General features: G+C 48.4%; 18 protein-coding genes and 1 pseudogene. 5 read left to right on the forward strand and 14 right to left on the reverse strand.

Translation table 11 applies throughout. From position 1 onward, the window contains the following. Positions 1-75 precede the first annotated feature (75 nt). The 6 genes and pseudogenes from BM202_RS06470 to BM202_RS06490 form a co-directional block, all read right to left on the reverse strand. Positions 76-1,518 carry a DUF3500 domain-containing protein gene (locus BM202_RS06470; RefSeq protein ID WP_245776546.1) on the reverse strand — a complete coding sequence of 481 codons (1,443 nt, stop codon included), beginning with the start codon at positions 1,516-1,518 and terminating at the stop codon, positions 76-78. A gap of 339 nt (positions 1,519-1,857) precedes the next feature. Then, complete coding sequence (locus BM202_RS06475) at positions 1,858-2,562, reverse strand: LytR/AlgR family response regulator transcription factor (protein WP_093824189.1); 705 nt, start codon at positions 2,560-2,562, stop codon at positions 1,858-1,860. Next, positions 2,559-3,755, reverse strand: a complete 1,197-nt coding sequence (locus BM202_RS06480; protein ID WP_093824191.1) for a sensor histidine kinase — start codon at positions 3,753-3,755, stop codon at positions 2,559-2,561. The genes BM202_RS06475 and BM202_RS06480 overlap by 4 nt, the downstream gene beginning before the upstream one ends. A gap of 492 nt (positions 3,756-4,247) precedes the next feature. Beyond that, positions 4,248-4,430, reverse strand: coding sequence for a hypothetical protein (locus BM202_RS38135; protein WP_245776547.1), 183 nt, complete (start codon positions 4,428-4,430; stop codon positions 4,248-4,250). An 82-nt stretch (positions 4,431-4,512) separates the two neighbouring features. Beyond that, a pseudogene (locus tag BM202_RS39015) lies at positions 4,513-4,719 on the reverse strand (DUF3667 domain-containing protein); the annotation flags it as partial. Between the two features lie 140 nt (positions 4,720-4,859). Further along, on the reverse strand, positions 4,860-5,330 hold the full coding sequence (locus tag BM202_RS06490) for a DUF2306 domain-containing protein (RefSeq protein ID WP_093824195.1): 471 nt from the start codon (positions 5,328-5,330) through the stop codon (positions 4,860-4,862). 261 nt (positions 5,331-5,591) lie between these two features. Here BM202_RS06490 and BM202_RS06495 point away from each other — a divergent pair, with 261 nt between their 5' ends. Continuing rightward, positions 5,592-6,650 carry a PA0069 family radical SAM protein gene (locus BM202_RS06495; RefSeq protein ID WP_093824197.1) on the forward strand — a complete coding sequence of 353 codons (1,059 nt, stop codon included), beginning with the start codon at positions 5,592-5,594 and terminating at the stop codon, positions 6,648-6,650. 8 nt (positions 6,651-6,658) lie between these two features. Here the strand turns inward: BM202_RS06495 and BM202_RS06500 are convergent, their stop codons facing one another. Continuing rightward, positions 6,659-7,603, reverse strand: coding sequence for a bestrophin family protein (locus tag BM202_RS06500; protein WP_093824199.1), 945 nt, complete (start codon positions 7,601-7,603; stop codon positions 6,659-6,661). A gap of 189 nt (positions 7,604-7,792) precedes the next feature. Here BM202_RS06500 and BM202_RS06505 point away from each other — a divergent pair, with 189 nt between their 5' ends. Beyond that, positions 7,793-9,049 (forward strand): type IX secretion system plug protein, encoded by a 1,257-nt coding sequence (locus tag BM202_RS06505; protein WP_449448520.1) that lies wholly within the window; start codon positions 7,793-7,795, stop codon positions 9,047-9,049. A 50-nt stretch (positions 9,050-9,099) separates the two neighbouring features. On the opposite strand, the gene ychF is transcribed toward BM202_RS06505, so the two are convergent. After that, entirely contained in the window at positions 9,100-10,200 is a 1,101-nt protein-coding gene (gene ychF / locus BM202_RS06510; protein WP_093824203.1) for a redox-regulated ATPase YchF, read from the reverse strand. 227 nt (positions 10,201-10,427) lie between these two features. Beyond that, entirely contained in the window at positions 10,428-10,754 is a 327-nt protein-coding gene (locus tag BM202_RS06515; protein WP_093824204.1) for a DUF3276 family protein, read from the reverse strand. A 272-nt stretch (positions 10,755-11,026) separates the two neighbouring features. On the opposite strand from BM202_RS06515, the gene BM202_RS06520 reads away from it, so the two are divergent. Continuing rightward, entirely contained in the window at positions 11,027-11,461 is a 435-nt protein-coding gene (locus tag BM202_RS06520; protein ID WP_093824206.1) for a septal ring lytic transglycosylase RlpA family protein, read from the forward strand. A 189-nt stretch (positions 11,462-11,650) separates the two neighbouring features. After that, entirely contained in the window at positions 11,651-12,562 is a 912-nt protein-coding gene (locus BM202_RS06525) for a DUF58 domain-containing protein (RefSeq protein ID WP_093824208.1), read from the forward strand. Positions 12,563-12,661: 99 nt separating this feature from the next. Here BM202_RS06525 and BM202_RS06530 read toward each other — a convergent pair whose 3' ends face one another. Next, positions 12,662-14,152 carry a TlpA family protein disulfide reductase gene (locus BM202_RS06530; protein WP_093824210.1) on the reverse strand — a complete coding sequence of 497 codons (1,491 nt, stop codon included), beginning with the start codon at positions 14,150-14,152 and terminating at the stop codon, positions 12,662-12,664. Between the two features lie 101 nt (positions 14,153-14,253). Between BM202_RS06530 and BM202_RS06535 the strand changes: the two genes are divergently transcribed. Further along, a complete protein-coding gene (locus BM202_RS06535; protein WP_093824212.1) occupies positions 14,254-15,066 on the forward strand; it encodes a YdcF family protein in 813 nt (270 codons plus the stop codon). A gap of 10 nt (positions 15,067-15,076) precedes the next feature. Here BM202_RS06535 and pfkA read toward each other — a convergent pair whose 3' ends face one another. The 4 genes from pfkA to BM202_RS06555 all read right to left on the reverse strand — a co-directional run bounded on the left by pfkA (position 15,077) and on the right by BM202_RS06555 (position 19,398). Continuing rightward, the gene (gene pfkA / locus BM202_RS06540) at positions 15,077-16,051 is read right to left on the reverse strand and encodes a 6-phosphofructokinase (RefSeq protein WP_093824214.1); all 975 of its coding nucleotides are present in this window, start codon (positions 16,049-16,051) and stop codon (positions 15,077-15,079) included. A gap of 243 nt (positions 16,052-16,294) precedes the next feature. Beyond that, positions 16,295-17,050, reverse strand: coding sequence for a glycosyltransferase family 2 protein (locus BM202_RS06545; protein WP_093824216.1), 756 nt, complete (start codon positions 17,048-17,050; stop codon positions 16,295-16,297). A 60-nt stretch (positions 17,051-17,110) separates the two neighbouring features. Then, positions 17,111-18,430 (reverse strand): glycosyltransferase family 4 protein, encoded by a 1,320-nt coding sequence (locus BM202_RS06550; RefSeq protein ID WP_093824218.1) that lies wholly within the window; start codon positions 18,428-18,430, stop codon positions 17,111-17,113. Continuing rightward, positions 18,427-19,398 (reverse strand): hypothetical protein, encoded by a 972-nt coding sequence (locus BM202_RS06555; RefSeq protein WP_093824220.1) that lies wholly within the window; start codon positions 19,396-19,398, stop codon positions 18,427-18,429. Before BM202_RS06555 ends, BM202_RS06550 begins: the two co-directional genes overlap by 4 nt. Between the last annotated feature and the right edge of the window lie 18 nt (positions 19,399-19,416).

The following is a 19,416-nucleotide window of genomic DNA, read 5'->3' on the forward strand; positions in this document are numbered from 1 at the left end:
TTCGTGGTGGGCTCGATTTAGTTTATTCAGGTTGCTTCTTAAGTCGAGCCGATACAGCAGGCCCTGATTGGTCTGCTAATTGCCGCCGTAGTCGGAGGTGTGATCACGCCAGACGGAGTGGGAGTGGGGTGTATTCCTGATAATGACGCCACCCTGATACGAAAATTCGATCCACACACTTGGCCCGTCGATCCGTACGTAGTCATTCTGCGTGGCCATCGCTGTCGTTCCTGAATACGAGATGTATGTACTGGCTAACTCCGATGTATATTTCGCCAGTACGGTCGCAGCTGTGGTGGCATCCAGATCGTTGACATATAGTTTTACGGCATTCAGCACCAGGGCCTGTTTGTCCGCGCTTAGCGTACCGACCTGTAAGCCCGATTTGGTGGCAGGGAACTTACCATCCTGACCAGGTCCCAGCACCAGATCCGTGTACGTACCCGATAGTTTTGCCGTAGACTGCTCGCTGGTGCTCAGGCCTGTCAACATGGCGGCAAACGCGAGTCGCTCCTGCTCAAAGGCCTGGTAGGTACGGTTGGCGGCTGTCACCGCTGCCTGTGGCTCGGTACCCCTGAAAGCGGGCGTAACGCCAGTGAATGCCCCGGCATTGAAGGTGAAAGGCTGGGTATAGTGGTGACCCGTAAACAGAATCTCCCACTGGCCCGTCGTGCTGGGTGTTCCCAGGAATGACAGATAATAGTTGCTCGCCCCATAATCGGAGCCGCCACCGATCGTATTTAGGTAATCGTCGGCAACCAGGTTGCCTATCATCTCGTCGTACCCTTCATTGGTCGTACTCACGGATAGCAAACCAACCATCAGGTTGCGGAAAGCGGCCAATTGCGTTGAAGAGAGCGAACCAAGGTTGATGCCAATCCGGCTGGAAAGACCAGCGGGCAGGTTCGACCATTTCTGCGCATTCACCTTGGAATAGGTCAGTTGGATAGTAGTCAGTTGCGTACTGCTCAGGGTTGCTTTGAAGGCTTCAGCCAGGCAAACGATCTGAGCCACGCCGGTAGACGCGCAGGTGGTGGTAGTCGCCGTAGCGGACAAAGCCGTTGTAATAGCGCTTGAGTTCGTGGTCGTGGTACCTGAACTGGTTCCGCTAACGGTCAGAGCGAGACTGCAACTTTGCCCGCCAAAACTGAGGGCGAAGGTAGCCGTACCAGCCCCTGAGGGCGTACCACTAATTGCATACGACAGATTTCCAGACCCGCTGGCCAACGTACCGGCTTGAAGCGTAGCTGTCAGGCCCGTTACGCCCGCCGATAAGATAGCACTACCCGCCGAATACGACAGGCCGTTACCTCCCGTATAAGGTATCGTAGCGGTACCCGTATAAGCGGTACCGCTAGCCGCCGTCGTTGAAAATGTACCGGAACTGCAACTCACTCCTGTAATGGTCGCGGAGCTGGGTGTAACCGTATCATCGTTAGACTTGCAGGACTCTAAAGCAGATAAGCCGCTAAAAATCAGCGAGGTTGAAATGAGGATAACCAGGATATTCCTTTTCATGAAAATAAGTCTTGTTTTGTAAACAGCGTATAATTACTTATCAACTAGTACGTGAAAGCCTGAGCAAGCGTTGATGGGCAGGGGCTAAGTCGGGGTGAATACGTACTGGACAGGGGTGAACAGGCTTTTTATTGATCAAACGGTCTACGTAACAAGCGCATGGCCTTACTTTTCTAACCTTGTCTCGGGATGAGCAGGGGTATTAATTACGCTTCTCTTTCTCGATGATTTAAAGTTCGCTTATAAAAACCAGAGCAGAGAGATATTGTGGCCAATAGGTCTATTCTGGGGGTAACAGACGTGTTTTTGTGGCGAACGTGGGAAATATAGGGGTAAAACTTACCGGCGAAAAAGACTAAAAAAGTCTTTTTCGTAACTGTTTCCAATAGGTATTTCTTCTTGTCCAATCAGAATCATCCGGTTACGAAGCGCCTGAATTTTGTCGATAGCGACGATAAACGAGCGATGGACACGAATGAAGTGTCTGGCTGGTAATTTATCCAGCATGGCTTTTAAGGTGAGCCGCACAACCAGCGGCTCACCTTCCTTCAGATGAATTTTCAGGTAATTATCCAGTCCCTCAATAAACAGAATATCGGCCAGTGTAACTTTCACTAGATTGAAGTCGACCCGGAAGTAGAGATAGGTCTGTTCCAGGCCTTCCAGCGGATTGCCGCTTGTTTGCCGCAGTGCCTGCCACCGTGCCTGAGCCCGCTGAACGGCTTGTTTGAACCGCTCAAACGTAAACGGTTTTAACAGGTAATCGACAGCCTCAATCTCGTAACTCTCGACAGCAAATTCGCTGTATGCCGTTGTGAAAATAACCAGGGTTTGCTGGGTAATGGACCTGGAAAATGTCAACCCAGACTCCTTTGGCATATTGATGTCCAGAAAAATCAAATCGACTGGTTTGGATTCCAGATACAAACGAGCTTCGCCGGTACGGGTAAACGTTTTAACCAGCTCAACCGAATCAATACGATTACAGAAGGCGTCGATCACATCCAACGCAGGCCGTTCATCATCCAGCGCAATAGCTTTCATCGTGATAAGACAAGGGCTAACGTAACGCGGTAATGCGTAGGTGTATCGTCAATGGTTAACTGATGTTCAGCCGGATAAAGGAGCCGTAGCCGTTCCCGGGCGTTCTGTAGGCCGACAGTCATTGATTTTTCGAGTTGACTAACCTCCACCTTATTATTGGCGACAAACAGTCGTAGTTCGTCGGCCTGAATGGTTAGGCGAATGATAATCAGCGAATCTTCTTCAGGGCTCACGCCATATTTGAACGCATTTTCAATGAAAGAGAACAGCAACAGCGGAGCAATTTGTAATCGGCTCCCATCGCCTTCCAACTGGTAGTCAATCTGAACGGCATCCTGCAGACGCGCCTTTTGTAAATCAATGTAATTCGCAATGTAATTAACCTCCGTCATCAGGGGTACCTTGTCCCGATGCGCGTCCCGAATTATGTAGCGCATGAACTCCGAGAGCTTGACAATAGTGTCTGCCGTTCGCTCATCGTTCCGGATCGCCAGTGAATAAATGCTGTTGAGCGTATTAAATAGGAAATGGGGATGGATCTGCGCTTTTAGTTGCTGTAACTCGGCTTTTAACTGATCGTTTTCGACCTGTCGGAGTCGATTGGCCGTTTGTACTGAGATCGACAGTAGGGTACTTACACTTCCCAAAAGAAAAAAGAGAGCTAGCTTGACCGGAAGCAAGAGCGTAAACGGGCCCCCGTGGTGATCACCCGGCCGTCTGTCTGGAAGTAGGCCGTTGGGTCGGCGTGGCGGTCCTTGTTCATCGTGAGGTTTAAAAAAAGGAGTAAGATCATTATGGCCGGCCTGATCGGGTGGTCCAGCATGAGGGCCCAGCATCATCTCTTCCACAAATATTTGCCGGGCCCAGGCCAGCGGAGTATGCTCTTGAGGTGGTTTAAAGAAAGCCCACTGCTCGATCCGATAGGGAAGAAGGGCAACAACTAAAACGCAGGCAACCGTTACGAAAGCATACCGCACGTACTGTTTGCTAAGAAACCAGCGCGGAACAAATACGGTGTGGTTATAATACGAGAAGAGCAACAAAAACAGATAGGCCAGCCCATTTTGAATAATATGTTCATGGGGATCAAGCGGTTGCCAGCTTACGTCCGTATACACAAAATAGACGAGCGGTAAAGCCACTAAGGCGATACCAATCAATAGCTGTTTACCGTGTGTTCTTAACCAGGCCACCGTTCATGGATGAGATAAGGGACAAAAGTACAATAACACCTGAGCAGGTGGGTACAAATGTGGTCAATGCCTTGAATTCTGGGGTAAAGGAATGGTTAACTTAGAAAGCATACAGGCGCTACAACGATAGTTTTAATAAGCCGCTGTTGCAGTTTGCAACTGATCATTTTCGCTGAATTCAAAAGAAACGCTTACATACAGGAAAATGACGCCCCCCGACACGGCAACCCAACTCAGAAGCGCCAACAACGTAGCGGTACTGGTCCTAACATAATCGACTGGCTTCTTATAATTTAAACACTGGTAGTAGGCAATCGTCAGATAAAGTAGCTGAAAGAGGAGTAGGGTTCGGTTCAGAAACGGTAAGAATTGCTGTAAGACCAGACCAAATCACAGAGTCAGAAGAACACTGATCAACGAAAAGAAACTCGAAAAGAAAACCTGCGTCACTAGATGCTCCGCATAGGTAAGCCCACTTCGCCGGAAGAATAGCTAGAAAACGAAGGCGAATAAAGGGATAGCCGCCAAACCGACTACGTTGATATTTTCTTCAATGAAAAGGGTTGCCTGTCGCCGACGCTCGTAATAGGGAAGATCTTCTTTGGGTATCGCTGGGGCTATCTGTTGACCTGTTTTCTGAGTAGCCGAATGATTCTTTGTGAATGGTTTTATCAAAACCATTCACGGTTAAGTTAAGTCCCAGCACAAGCAAAAGATACGAGAAAGGATTGACGTATTTCTTGCGCTTCGTTTCTACTACGTATTCACGCGCTGTGACGCCCGGTTGCAGTGCCAGGTTTTTTACAAGAAACAACACGCCTTTGTCAACGCTGAAAATGGCCTGGAAAAACTCGTCGAGAATATGGCGGACCCTGAAACGGGGTAAGTTCGCCGTTCGCCCGCAAGTTGGATAGTGTAAAAAATGGCTTTCTAGTGTAGCCGAGCAATTTGGACATTTTTCCATACCTGACACGTTTGCCTCCTACGATCATCCGTTTTCTGCAATCTGGACTAAATTGATGAGTAAGTCAACTGGTTAATCAGCAGTACGTTAGGAGCAAATACGTCCATCTCTACTAACGAATGACTTTTTACGAATCAGGCTTATTTAGCGGAGGCTAGCAAGCGGGCGGCATGCTTGCGTATGAAGTAGGAACCAAGCCAGCTTGTAACACCGGTCGCGCCCAGAACGACGGGCCAGAACTGACCCATAGGCAGCGTGCGGGTGAAGAGTTCTGCCCAGAAGGCGGCATAGAGCCCTACTACCGACCAGGTCATAAAGTAATAATGCCAGTGCAGCCAATTCCGGACGTGCTGGCGTGCCAACGCTGGAATAATACCGCCTAACACGCAAATCAGACTCATTATAGCTAGTACATGGAAGGGCCCAAAGTGACCAAACAGATGATAAATTTGAAAAGCGGTACTGTTCAGGAGTAACATACTGACGACATAGCCGTAGCCAAGGCGTTTATGGAGAGTTCCCATCTTGGGATTAACTATAACAAGTGCTCCGGTAAGCATAGCCAACAAGGCAGAAGCGGTATGAATGAAACCTAGTGTAGAATGAATCATCGTTTTTCGGTTGATCGATACCCAAACGTAGCCACAGCAATCAATTCTTTAGGTAGATATCCGACGAATTGAGTTTCCAAAAGAGCAAATCGAGGAAAAGTCAGGATGGATTTGGCACAAATAATTTTTTGCCGCCAAGTTGCAGATGAGGTGCAACGAATTATACACGATTCTTTAGAGAGACTCCGCTACATCGAATAGCTCACTAAAATTTACCTATATCGTACAACTAAAATATAATTGTGTTTTATTTGTACCACTATGGGGGACTACAAAAAGGGTAGGGGGGCGCAGTTCAATACCGCTAATTCATATTCTACTCATCAATACGAGCCAGAGAATTTGAGTCCAATAGAGGATGCCGATTTTCCCGAACCAAAGCTGAAAACGCAGTTTTTGGTGGAGACGCCCAAACAAATTATCAGTCGTTCGACAAGCCCGGACATTGGTTTTACTGCTTCCATCAACCCATACCAGGGGTGCGAGCATGGTTGTATTTATTGCTATGCCCGCCCCTCGCACGAATACTGGGGCTTTTCGGCAGGACTGGATTTTGAGAGCAAAATAATGGTCAAAAAAAACGCGCCCAGGTTGCTGGAAAAACAGTTTCAGTCACGTTCCTATAAGCCCGAAGTCATTCATTTTTCGGGCAACACTGATTGTTACCAACCTGCCGAACGAACGTATCAGCTTACGAGACGGATGCTCGAAATCTGCCTACGCTATCGAAATCCAGTGTCGATCATTACAAAGAATGCCCTGATTCTGCGTGATCTAGACATATTAAAACCGCTCGCTGAATTGAAACTGGTGAACGTAGCGATTTCCATCACTACGCTCAATGAAGAATTACGTTTGCTGATGGAGCCACGTACCGTTACCGGCCTGCAGCGCTTACGGACGATGGGAATATTACACAAAGCAGGTGTTCCGGTGGGCGTGATGACCGCACCAATTATTCCCAGTTTGAACGACCATGAAATTTCTAAATTGATTGAACTGGCTGCTGAGCAGGGGGCTTGCTGGGCGGCCTACACCCTTGTTCGGCTCAACGGAGCGCTCGGTCCGTTGTTTACTGATTGGATAAAACAAGCGTTGCCAGACCGTGCCGATCGCGTATTGAACCAAATTGCCGATTGCCACGGTGGACAATTGAATGACTCGCGGTTTAAAACCCGGATGTCGGGCGAGGGGCCGTTTGCCCAGCAGATTGCCCAATTTCACCGGATCGCGTGTCAGAAATACCTTGCCGGACGACAGCCCGCCAATCTTACTACGTCCTTATTCAGGCCAGCCGGACAAATTGGGCTGTTTGAGTGATCGTGGTGCTATTTCTCAACCGTAAATCGCTTCGTTGTTTCATTGACGTTCTCCGCCTGTGCCAGTCGGGTGGTGTGATCAAAGGATTGCGTTACGGTTGTGTGAATGCCTTTGCAGATCGAGTCGAGCGGTAAATCGTTGTCGTCGGTACCAAACGGGTTCTCAATTTCTTCGGCAATAACCTCAAGACTGGCCAGTACATAAAAAACGAATACAACCAACGGAACGACCAGAAAATGGAGTGTGTAGACGTAGCCCAGCGGTAACGTAGCACAGTAGGTGAAAATGAATTTTTTGATAAATGAGCTATACGAGAACGGAATTGGTGTGTTTTTGATACGTTCGCAGGCACCGCAAATGTCCATGAATGACTGAATTTCAGGATTCAGAAACAACAGATGCTCGGGTAGCAGTGTTCCCTGACGCTGTAAGTCATTGATCTTGCCGAAAATCGCCATCGTAATTTGCTGTGGCACATGCTCGCTCAAATGCAGATCCTGGATACCGAACGTAGCACTATCCGTAAACTCTTTCTCGGGCGATCGTTGCCGAAGGTGATTTTTCAGCGCATAGGCAAAGTTGGGAATCATCGTTCGAAAAAACTGGCGGCTTTCCGTATGGGAAGGGTCCAGCAACTGGTCCATTTTGAGCGCCATATTTCGGCTGTTGTTCACCAGGGCACCCCATAGTTTCCGACCTTCCCACCATCGGTCATAGGCCGTGTTGGTGCGAAAGACCAGCAACATCGAAATAACGAAGCTCAACAGCGTATGCATGAGCGACAGGTTCTTCAAATGTTGATTATCACTCAGGCCAAGAAATTCGATAATGTAGACGATAACGAAGGAATACACGCCGATAGCTATCAGAATAGGCAGTAGCTTGCGAACTGTGTCAGCCCGGTTAAACGTGATGATAAAGCGGAACCATTCTTTCGGGTTATAATTGACCATGTAGAGTTTTGACTGTAGAGACTATAATCATACGGGAATTTACGGACGTTGTCAACTGTAAATCCGTCCGTCATTCAGAAGTTTGTATAATCATGTCGTCTCGAAAGCGTTTAGGTACCAACTACGTCCCATAAAAAAGCATATTGAATGATTGTTCCCTTTAGGTTGGTTTCTGTTCTTTTTTTCTGGATGCTGATGGCTCCGTTGGTGGCGCAACAGCTCCAGACCATTGACCACATTTATGACCCCAAAGTTGAAACGGTGCTCCTGTTTCCACAAATCAGCACGAACCTCAACGATCCTTCGTTGACTTTAAATCCACCCATTATTTCGCTCGATGAGCAGACTCCGCTCCAGCTCGAATTCGATGATCTGACGGCTAATTATCGTTCATTTCGAGCTCGCCTGGTTCACTGCAATGCCGATTGGCAACGTTCCATCCTGAGCGATATTGAATTTACGTACGAGTATAACGATAATCCAATTACGGAATATCAGACGTCGATCAATACCAAGATTCCCTATTTCCATTACCGGTTTACCTTGCCACGCGTAAAGCTGCCGGGTAATTATTTGCTGGTAGTGTATGACGAACGAAATCGTAGCAATATCATCTTCACCCGCCGGTTCTGCACGTATCAGAATCGCTTGCAGGTAAACGCTGCGATACGTTTCTCATCAGCGCCGGACCGCCAGTTCAGCGACCAGCAGATTGATATGGCGATCAGCTACAAAGGGTATCAGGTTATTTCTCCGCAGGACGATTTTAAAGTCGTGATCCGGCAGAACTACCGAGACGATCGGGTCATCCGGGGACTACGGCCAAGCAATGTGCAGGCATTCGATCAGGTGCTGGAATACCGACTGATTGATTTGAGTAACACCATGCCTGGCGGCAATGAGTTCCGGTTTTTTGATACTCGAACCGTATTGTCCCGCGCCAATTACATCGATCGAATCGACCGGCTCGCTGACCGTAATATTGCGTATGTACAGGTCGATAAGCCACGAAATCAAGGCACATATATCCAAAGTGACGACTTCAACGGCTTTTTTGTTATCGACCAGCGTGAAACCAACAACGGTGCCACCAACGGTGACTACATTGAAACAATTTTCACGCTCAAGATTCCCGAAGTGCCGGGCGTCGATGTGTTTGTTAATGGAGCATTCAACTTCTGGCAATTAAACGATCGCAATAAGATGACGTTTGATCCCCTGCTGAGTGCTTATCGGGCGTCTATGCTGCTGAAACAGGGCGTTTATAATTACGACTACGTTGTGCAGACGACTGGCGCGCAACCCAGAATAGATGAGAACTATATTGAGGGTAGTTTCTCCGGCACTGAAAATGATTACGAGATATTTGTTTATCATCGCCCACCAGCCGCCCGCGCCGATCAACTGGTCGCGTATCAGAAGGTGGGCGTGAATAAACGGAAGTGATTCTATGACGTTACCCTTAGCCCCCGAATTAATTCGGGGGCTAAGAGAAATTATGCGCTGTGCAAAAACTCCATAATATCGCCGTCCTGCACGACGTATTCTTTGCCTTCAACGGCTAGTTTTCCGGCTTCACGAACACCCGTTTCCGTCTTGAATTGCGAGAAGTCGGGGAGTTTCATGACTTGGGCCCGGATAAATTTTCGTTCGAAATCGGAGTGAATAACCCCGGCGGCCTGCGGTGCTTTCCAGCCCCGGTGAATTGTCCAGGCACGAACTTCCTTAACGCCCGCCGTGAAATACGTAATCAGGCCCAGCAATTTGTATGACTCTTTAATGAGTTTACTCAAACCCGATTCAGTCAGGCCGTATTCGCTCAGAAACAACTCACGTTCTTCGGGGTCTTCCATTTCGGCGATTTGCGATTCGATACCCGCGCTGATAATAATGACATGGGCACCCTCTTCTTTCACGGCTTCCTGAAGCGTGTCGGAATACGTATTGCCATTCGGCAACGACCCTTCGTCTACGTTCGCTACGTAGATTACAGGCTTCACGGTCAGCAGGGAAATATCACCAATGGCGGTTTCACGTTCTTCAGGTGATACCTGTACCGTACGGGCGCTTTTACCGGCTTCAAGGGCGCTTTTGTATTGCTTCAGAATTGCCAGTTCGGCTTTCGCTTTGGCATCGCCAACCTGTGCGGCTTTCGCAATCCGCTGGATTTTCTTGTCGACCGATTCCAGATCTTTCAACTGAAGTTCGGCGTCAATAATCTCTTTGTCAGAAACTGGATTCACTTTGCCTTCGACGTGCACGATATTGTCGTCTTCGAAGCACCGAATCACGTGCACGATGGCGTCGACTTCCCGAATGTTAGCCAGAAACTTGTTGCCCAGACCAGCACCCTGGCTGGCTCCTTTTACCAAACCAGCGATGTCGACGAACTCGATAATCGTTGGCACTACTTTTTGGGGTTTCACCAGGCCTTCGAGTGTATCCAGACGTTCATCTGGAACAGTTACTACGCCCACGTTAGGTTCTATTGTACAGAATGGATAATTGGCTGCTTCAGCCTTTCCACTCGAAATGGCATTAAATAACGTTGACTTACCTACATTCGGTAAACCCACGATTCCACATTGAAGTCCCATATATAATTGTGAATGAGTGAATGAGTGAATGAGTGAACAACACAAACTGATAGTTATTCACTCATTCGCTCATTCACAATTCGCTCATTGTTTTTTGCAAAAATACAACTGCAATGGCGGACCGCAAAAAAAGCCTTCGACACGGGTCGAGGGCTAAGAGTGTGATGGATGAGTTGAAGACCAATAAGAAACTAGTGAAGTAAAGTCTAAATCATTCGTATGTCTGGTTATTCCCATTTTAGTTCACTGGCGAAATCGCTCTGTTCATCGCGTTCGCGCTGGACAAACTGCGTAAAATCGACGTCGGGCATTAGTTCCGTTTTGACGTGCTCTACGGTTTCCTGTAAGGCTTCAACGAACTTATCGAAATCTTCTTTATAGAGAAACATCTTGTGTTTTTCGTAAACGAATCCTTCGCCTTGTGGATGCCGCCGGCTCTCCGTAATGGTGAGGTAATAGTCGTTCGTGCGCGTCGATTTAACGTCAAAAAAATAAGTTCGTTTACCCGCCCGAACCCGCTTCGAGTAGATTTTCTCCCGGTCTCTTTCGTCCACAATCAGTAAGGTTTAGTCAGTTCACAACCGCTAAAGTACGGGCAAACAGGAAAGAACAAAAAGAAAGCGGATAAATATTATTTGGGGCAGAATAGCCCCAAATAATCAGCGTGTTGTGGAGGCTGCTCTACAGTTTTTTTGCTAATTGCTTGGTAATTAAGCCAATCTGTTCTATCTTTGTTATACAGGAATTGCACTTTTTGGGGACGGGATGTATGTGAGTTCGATCAATATACGTGCCGTCTGTTTTTTTTCACGTAACCAAAAGCTGTATGAGTTTAATCGTGTCCCTTATGTTGTTTTTTAGCAACATAAAATCGGCGGAGGTCCTTCCGGGCCTCATACAGAAAGGCAAAGCGTCTTTTTATTCCAAGAAGTTCAATGGTCGCAAGACCTATTACGGTGAGCGCGTTAGCTCCGATGCGCTTGAAGGAGCCCATCTCCACCTCCCACTGAATACGTTAGTTGAGGTTACAAACCTAGACAACCAACGTTCGGTAATTGTACGAATCAATGATCGTGGGCCATTTTCGAAGGGCCGTGTCATTGACCTAACCCACGCAGCGGCTAACGCACTGGGCATGGTTTCCAAAGGAATTGCCAACGTATCGCTTCGCGTTGTTGGTAAAGGTCGCGCGATCGCGTTGTCTCCTTCGGCATTCTCTGCGCCCATTGCTTTCCAGTCGATGCTGGAACCAGTCCTATAACGTAGTCCAACCAGCCTACGCCAACAGAACCGTTCGATATTTCCTTGTGCAATTCCTGCCGGAGATGTCGAACGGTTCTCTTTTTGCGTTGTTAAAGAGTGAAAGAATGAATGAGCGAAAGAGCGAATAGCTGGACTCGCAATTTTTTGTTCGCTCTTTCGCTCATTCATTCTTTCACTCTTTAAATACATGAAACAAGCTCTTAATCTGGGTCAGGTACGCTCGTTTGGGAACGTCGAATTTCTGGCCCGCCAGTTGGTCGAAGGATTCATTACCGGGCTGCATAAATCCCCTTTCCACGGCTTTTCGGTGGAGTTTGCCGAACACCGACTTTATAATACGGGCGAAACCACCCGCCATATTGACTGGAAAGTATTTGGTAAAACGGAGAAATTGTTTGTCAAGCGGTACGAAGAAGAAACAAACCTGCGGTGTCACCTGCTGATTGATACGTCGTCGTCGATGTATTATCCAGAGGATAACTACGGTAAGATGACATTCAGTGTGATGGCATCGGCTTGTTTAGCCTATATGCTTCAGCGTCAGAAAGATGCAGTGAGCCTTACTACGTTCGCCGATGTGATTGATCTGCAAACGCCAACGAAATCGACGCCTTCGCACGTTCACAAACTCTTTACGCAGTTAGATCAGTTGATGCAGCAGCCCAAACCGCTACGTAAAACGTCGGCGGCTGAGGTGATTCACGAAGTGGCTGAGAAAATAAACAAACGGTCGCTGGTAGTAATTTTCAGTGATATGTTCGATAACAGCGATAAATCCGACGCGTTGTTTTCGGCCTTGCAACACCTGCGCCACAATCTGCACGAAGTATTGCTGTTTCACGTAACGGACAAAAAAACGGAAGAAGATTTTGCGTTCGATGAGCGTCCCTACGAATTCATTGATCTGGAAACGGGCGAGAAAGTTAAACTTCAGCCAGGTCAGGTACGTGAAACCTATCAACAGGCCGTAAAAACGTATTTTCAGGAATTGAAAATGCGTTGCGGCCAATATAAGATTGACTTCATCGAAGCCGATATTGCCCAGGGATTCGACCAAATTCTAACCGCTTATTTAGTGAAACGCACGAAAATGAAATAGACGTAAGGCGGCTGGAAAGCCGTGAAGCCGAAGGCTAATTGTAAAGATACCTAACAGTAACTGCACAATTGCCTTCGGCTTCACGACTTTCCAGCCGCCTTACTTTTTAATACTTGCTTTTACATTGGCTGGCGCAGCGGTGGTCTTTTTGGCGGCCTGACCTGCGTGTTGTTTTTTGTGAAAGAGCATGAAATCTTCAATCTGTTCGACGGGTAATTTGCGAGCAATAATCCGTTTATCCTTGTCGAGCATGTAAACTGTCGGCGTCGTCCAGACATCATACTGGCGTCGGTAATCGGTACGGGCGGGGAAGTCAAATCCGTTTATGACGTTGCCAAATTTGAATTCCTTAATAAATTTCCTCCACTCCTTAGGGTCCTGATCAATCGCAATCGCTAATACTTCAGCCCCTTTCCCTTTGTAGGTATCCGCAAATTTTTGCAGGGCGGGAGCGCTCTCCCGGCAGTGACCGCAGGTTGGTGAATAGAAAAAGACGACAGTATAATCGGCCTTAATATTCTGAAGAATAATGGGTTTCCGAAGCGTATCTGTAATAACGGGAGCCACCAGCACCTTTCCTACGAGATTAGGTTTCATCGTGGCCACACGTTCGCCAATACTTTTCAGCGTCGAAGAGTCTGTTACCGTCATGATGCCCGTCGCGTAATATTTCTCGAACATATGGACGAATAAGCCATCGGTACCCATCACTTTGGGTTGCTCATACGGTTGCGTGATGTAGAAGATGGTGTAATACCGCATCTCCTTGTTTTTCCCGGCTATGGCTTTTCCGACTACGTAGTCAGCTTCTTTAATAAGCGAATCGGGAACCTGCACGGTCAATTCTTTGATGTACCGATCAATTTTCTTTTGCAGGATGGGTGTGCGAATGAAACGCTCGTCGGCAAAGTCGAAATTGTCCCAGAAATGGCCTTTGAAGTAGTTGAATACCCAGGTAGAATCGGGTCGTCCGTTGGCTAATTTAGGCGCCGGTGGGACTTCGGGCTCAGCCGTTGCTTTGAGTAATTTAACCGCGAACGAACTCGCATTATCGGTCAAAAACTGGGCTCTGTAATCAGCCGCCTGTTTTTGTAATGTACTCATCTCCTTGTCAATCGTTGCGGACGACGTAGCATCCTTGCTGGCTTTTCTCTGCACATTCAACGCCTGAGCCTGTTCATATAGCTTGCCAAGCTGTTGCTGATAGCCGTAAAACAACTCATTTTCCTTCGAACCCGTTATGGTCATTACCTTGATTGTATTGACCGTATCGGTGTCAAACGAAAACTGCTGATCGTTGGTAATGAGAAATTCGATGTATCGGTTTCTAGGCGTTACAACGATGTATAATCCTTCGGGCAGGCTTTTTTTGCCTTCAAAGACCATGTTGCCTTCGCCATTTACACGAGCCGTGTCTTTAGGAATGTATTGAGTGGCCCCAAAGTAATGGGCCAATACGCAGGTCGTATCCCGTAGTCCCTTGATGTGGCCATTAATTTTATACCCGTCGGCTGTTCCGGTGGTCGATTGTGCCTGGGCACCAGCTACTAGAAGCAAGCCAAGCAGACCAGTCAGGAGGAGGTTTTTCATAGAAAGTGATACGTATCTTCGCGGCAGAATAGAGTCAAATTTACGGTATTTGCTGGTAAGTGCGTTGTTTTACAAAACGCTGGCTCCTACCGGTATAGTCTATGTTTTATTTCTTTTCCAAAACGATTACCTACCTGCTGACACCGGCGGGTTTCCTGGTAATAACTTTATTGCTGGTATTTTATACGAAAAACGTTCGCTATCGTCGCCGGTTTATTGGTCTTTCCCTGGTTGTTTTCTGGTTGTTTGGCAATTCGTTTCTAACGAATGAGCTAGCCTCCTGGTGGGAATATCCGCCACAGAAGCCTCCAGCTGTGCCAGCCGATTCGTCAGTGCAGATAGCCGTTTTGCTTACGGGTGGCATGGTCAATGGCATGAAAGAAATTCCCGTTGCCACTCCTGGTTCAACAACAAATGGGCGCTTTTTGCTAGGGCGAGAGGCTGATCGGGCTGGTCAGGCTTTGTATCTATACAAAGCTGGTGTTGTCCAGAAAATTCTGATTAGTGGCGGCATGGGCAGTTTGCCTTTTCAGCCAACGCCTGTTAGCGATGAAGGGCATATGACAGCCCAGTTTCTTATCACGGCTGGCGTTCGTTCAGTAGATATCATACTGGAAAATAAGTCGCGTAATACACACGAGAACGCGCTTTATTCGGCTGCTGTACTTCGGCAACGCTTCCACACAAATCGCTGTGTAGTTGTCACTTCCGCCTGGCATATGCGCCGAGCTGTGGCTTGTTTTCAAAAGGAAGGGGTTACCGTAAGTCCCTTTCCGAGTAGTTTCCTGAGCGGACGCCGGTCATTCGCGCCGGGTGAATGGCTGCTGCCGCACGAGGAAGCATTTTTCAATGCGTATTACCTCGTGCGGGAACTAGTGGGCTATGTTACGTATAAGGTTGTTGGGTATGCCTAAACCGAACGCCTTAAACCGAAAGAATTTTTACCATACGTAGTAAATCCTCGCTGATAGGCTTTGGGAGCCGGATGGTGTCGCGGAAAGGCGTGTAGACCAATTCGTTATTCACGACACCGGCCATTACGTTTTTCTCGCCATTCATTAGGCCTTCTATTGCTCCCAAGCCTAAGCGGCTGGCCAGAATCCGGTCGTAAGCCGTTGGTACACCTCCCCGTTGAATGTGGCCCAACGTAGTGACGCGCATATCGATGTTGGGGTCAACCTGCAAGCGAATTTTCTCCGCAATCTCGGCGGCATTACCTTCCTCTTCCCCTTCGGCAATCACCACGATAGACGACGATTTCTGGCGGCTCCAACCCGATTTTAGTGTTTCAACAACTTCTGAAATGGGGGTTAGTACTTCCGGAACCATCACCATCTCGGCTCCCCCCGCAATACCGGACTGGATGGCGATATAGCCCGAATCCCGGCCCATTACTTCAATGAAGAAGATACGGTCGTGGGAGTCGGCGGTGTCCCGAATTTTGTCAATAGCTTCCAGAGCCGTGTTTACCGCGGTGTCGAAGCCAATCGTATGGTCAGTGCCGTAGAGGTCATTATCAATTGTTCCGGGTGCGCCAACGGTAGGAATACCGTATTCATCATAAAAGAGCGTTGCCCCCGTGAATGTACCGTTGCCTCCAATGGCGATTAATCCTTCGATGTCATGTTTACAGAGTTGTTCATAGGCTTTCGCACGGCCTTCAGGTGTCATAAACTCTTTACTGCGGGCTGATTTCAGGATGGTTCCTCCCCGTTGTACGATATTACTCACCGAATGAGAAGACATCTGAAAAATATCGCCATTTATCATTCCGCTGTACCCCCGGCGGATGCCGAACACTTCAATTCCGTGGTAGACCGCCCCCCGGACAACCGCTCGGATGCAGGCGTTCATACCCGGCGCGTCGCCACCAGAGGTAAAAACAGCTATTCGTTTCATAGGTCAATTCAATTTTTTAAGGAAATTTCACAAAAAGGTTAGGCAAGTCACATTATCAACCCCGCAAATTTATCCGCATTTCCCAATCTAAAGGCATGTGTCTGGTAATAATCCCATTGTTTTCATACAAATTTCACAAAACAGGCCAAATGAGCATTTTAGGGCCATTATGATTTTAATACGTCTGGAATCGGTATGAGTAGCCAACTATTCTTCTCTATTCATAACCCGAATTCGGAACATTTAGCGTGCCGAAAACCTGGCTGATCGCCAAAGGATACGTCCGTGATTTAAGAGGGTGGTCAAAAGCCCGAAGTGCGTGACCAATACGTTGAACCGATCGATCAGCGACCGCCGATGCTGCTGTACCGACAATCCTCCAACTAAGTATTTGCATAGGATAAACGGCAGAAATTCAACGGTTTGGGCTGCTTTCAGGCAACGGATCTCCCAGTCCAGATCAGCACTAAGGTTATCTGTCGGATAGTCGGGTGCGATGGCTCGTTTAGCGACAAAAGCCTGATGACACACTTTCATCCCGAGCGCCATATCCTGCCATTTTAACGTATGCGGCAGCGTATGGGGCGTCACCTGGCTCCGCAAGCCGACTGGAATACCAATGTGCTTATCGTCATCACGAACGAATAACGCATCGCTATAATACACATCAGCCTGTGTTGCTTTACTCTTTGCCAAAAGGCTCGGTAGCGTTTGCGGGTCGTATAGTTCATCGCCAGCATTCATGAACCAAACGTATTGCCCACGCGCCCGATGAAGTCCTTTGTTCATGGCATCATAAAGGCCACGGTCAGGTTCAGAAACCCAGGTCGTAATGTGTTTTTCGTAGCGCTTGATAATGTCCAGCGTGCCATCCGTCGAGGCTCCATCAATGATGACATACTCGAAATCGGTTGCCTGCTGCGCCACAACGCTCTGAATCGTGCGCTCCAGAAACCGCTCGGCATTATACGTAATGGTGATGATGGAGACGGTTGGCATGTTCAAAGAGCGAAAGAGCGAAAGAGCGAAAGAGCGTAGCATGATGCGTCAGCCACTCTTTCACTCTTTCGTTCTTTCGCTCATTAATTTTTGGTATAACTCAATATGTTGCTTCGCTACCACGGCTTCCGAAAAGCGATCTTCGGCGGATTGCTGGGCGTTTTGACGTAGCATGTCTGGCTGTTGATGCGTGAGAATAAAGGCCAGACCATCGGCGAGTTCCTGGGCTGAACCGATCGCTGCCAGATAGCCATTCTCTTGATGGTCAATCATTTCGGGAATGCCTCCGGTACGGAAGCCTACTACGGGTGTGCCGCACGAAAGCGACTCGATAACTGTGTTGGGCAGGTTGTCTTCCAGCGACGGAACAACCATTACGTCGGCTGCATTGTAGGCCGCTACGATATCATCTTCACTGGTCAGTATGCCAAGGTGTCGAATTGGATAAGGAAGTTCGTTGAACAAGTAAGAACGGCCTTTTCCGAACACCAGGATTTCAGGTTTTAACTCCGGATGTTGTTGGTGTAAAAGCGTTAAAGCTTCAGCGAAATACCGGAATCCTTTGCGCGTATCCGTTACGTTCGCACTGCCAAACAGTACTCTTGCCTGCCCAACGTTTAGTTGCTCAGTGTCGGGTAAATCCAGGCGAGCGTTGGCTTCGGCCCGATTTATGGGCTGAAATATATATTGGTCAATGGCGTAAGGAATAACCGTAAACGGAAATTCCTTCAGCAACGTACTGCGTTTAGCCTCGTCGGCCAGCCATTGGCTCGGGGGCGTAAAGTGAATCTGGGCATTCGAAAAAACACGTTTTTTCTGCTCAAAAACTCGATACGACAAATCCTGGTCTGCGGGTTTTTTTAAGTACGGACACGTATGGCAGTGTGTCAGAAAATGATCGCAGCCGCGCGAGTAATGGCAACCGCCCGTAAAGGCCCATTGATCGTGAAGCGTCCAGACAATGGGTTTCCCCAGATCAACTAAGGAGCGTAGTCCGTCAAGGGATAGAAACCCAAAATTAATCCAGTGCAGATGCAGCAGATCGGCCTGTTGGATGGCCGGATGGAAGTTGAGATTTGCGCCGAATTTGGCTGGCGAAAACTGAAACCGTACCGACGAGTCGCGCTCTTGTGGCAGGAAATACAGGCGTTCGGCCACAAAACGCCCGAAGGCCGTTTGTTCCGCCAGAAAGTTATTAGCCAGATACGTTACGCCCGGCTCTGGCTGGTGGGGTTCAAGCCGTTTGGGTGTCCCAATCAGCATGGTACTTTCAATGCCAGGATACGTCCAGATCTGTTTTTGCAAAGCGCGATGCAGCCGATTCGCGGCTACGGCGGCCCCGCCAAATAAATGGTACGTACTCAAGTGCGTGACTCTCACCGACCCAGTAGTTTATCGAATTTTTTAACGACTTCGGGCCAGAACCCAAGCCCAAATACGCGCCCCCAGATTCGTCGGCGCGAATACGCTTCCATGTCGGCGAAAATCGGATCAGGAAAACGGCTTTTTGCTTTCTGCGTCAGAATGAGTGCAAACCCATGTTGTTTTAAGGTGGTGGCAAACACCCAGCCTAATAGCAGATTGCGCTGGGTTAACGTAGCGTCATCGGCGAAACGGTTGAGATAGGTCATTTCGCCCCAGACCGCACTGTTTTTCAGCGAAAACAGGACGAATTTCTTGAGTAGCGGCTGACTGGTGAAACTGTCCAAAAGGCCCGGCGTGATACGTGGCGATCCTTTCGGAAGCAGTTCGGCAAGCCAGTGGCTCCCTGTCTCTTCCATAAACTGCAACACCTGATAGAGTTTATCCTCCCCGTCGTAGATCGACGCAATACCCGGCTCAAACTCGGCCGTCAGGACCTGCCGGGTACGCTCATCGCCGAGGTTGCGAAACAGCCGGAGATCGGTACCCTGCGAGTCGGTTTTGAACCAGTCTACCTGCTTTATTTTCAGGCTGTCGAGCGTTGAGCGGAGGCTACGCGTCTTGAGCTGTACTACTTTTGTTGGCTCAAACTTGGGCGCAAAGGCATATTCCTGAATCAGGTCGGGTCGGGGACGTAGTAAACTGGAACAGTGGGGCGACGCTGTGAGGTAAAAATCAGCCGTCTCCGTGTCTGCTTCCGACGAGCTGGGTCCCGTGACAATATTATTGAAGGTATAAAGCTTACGAAAATGCCCGGATTCGCTTTCAACGTAGCCAAAATCGCGATCATCGGCGTCGAACGCAATGCAGACGGCATATTTGGCAAACGTTTTCCAGCGGGCGTGCAATTGCCCTGACGCACCGATGTCCACCAAAACAGGCGGTTCAGCTTGGAACTCAGGGCGGGAAAGAATTTTGTCGATCATAATAGTCTTTGGTCGTCA

It is taken from the genome of Spirosoma endophyticum (genome assembly GCF_900112365.1).
GTDB lineage: Bacteria > Bacteroidota > Bacteroidia > Cytophagales > Spirosomataceae > Spirosoma > Spirosoma endophyticum.

Excerpts from the sequence above, each read along its gene's own strand:
- BM202_RS06490 (WP_093824195.1), bottom strand. The coding sequence starts at position 5,330 with ATGATTCATTCTACACTAGGTTTCATTCATACCGCTTCTGCCTTGTTG.
- BM202_RS06535 (WP_093824212.1), top strand. The coding sequence starts at position 14,254 with ATGTTTTATTTCTTTTCCAAAACGATTACCTACCTGCTGACACCGGCG.
- BM202_RS06525 (WP_093824208.1), top strand. The coding sequence starts at position 11,651 with ATGAAACAAGCTCTTAATCTGGGTCAGGTACGCTCGTTTGGGAACGTC.
- ychF (WP_093824203.1), bottom strand. The coding sequence starts at position 10,200 with ATGGGACTTCAATGTGGAATCGTGGGTTTACCGAATGTAGGTAAGTCA.
- pfkA (WP_093824214.1), bottom strand. The coding sequence starts at position 16,051 with ATGAAACGAATAGCTGTTTTTACCTCTGGTGGCGACGCGCCGGGTATG.
- BM202_RS06470 (WP_245776546.1), bottom strand. The coding sequence starts at position 1,518 with ATGAAAAGGAATATCCTGGTTATCCTCATTTCAACCTCGCTGATTTTT.
- BM202_RS06530 (WP_093824210.1), bottom strand. The coding sequence starts at position 14,152 with ATGAAAAACCTCCTCCTGACTGGTCTGCTTGGCTTGCTTCTAGTAGCT.
- BM202_RS06475 (WP_093824189.1), bottom strand. The coding sequence starts at position 2,562 with ATGAAAGCTATTGCGCTGGATGATGAACGGCCTGCGTTGGATGTGATC.
- BM202_RS06545 (WP_093824216.1), bottom strand. The coding sequence starts at position 17,050 with ATGCCAACCGTCTCCATCATCACCATTACGTATAATGCCGAGCGGTTT.
- BM202_RS06500 (WP_093824199.1), bottom strand. The coding sequence starts at position 7,603 with ATGGTCAATTATAACCCGAAAGAATGGTTCCGCTTTATCATCACGTTT.
- BM202_RS06520 (WP_093824206.1), top strand. The coding sequence starts at position 11,027 with ATGAGTTTAATCGTGTCCCTTATGTTGTTTTTTAGCAACATAAAATCG.
- BM202_RS06505 (WP_449448520.1), top strand. The coding sequence starts at position 7,793 with ATGCTGATGGCTCCGTTGGTGGCGCAACAGCTCCAGACCATTGACCAC.
- BM202_RS06495 (WP_093824197.1), top strand. The coding sequence starts at position 5,592 with ATGGGGGACTACAAAAAGGGTAGGGGGGCGCAGTTCAATACCGCTAAT.
- BM202_RS06555 (WP_093824220.1), bottom strand. The coding sequence starts at position 19,398 with ATGATCGACAAAATTCTTTCCCGCCCTGAGTTCCAAGCTGAACCGCCT.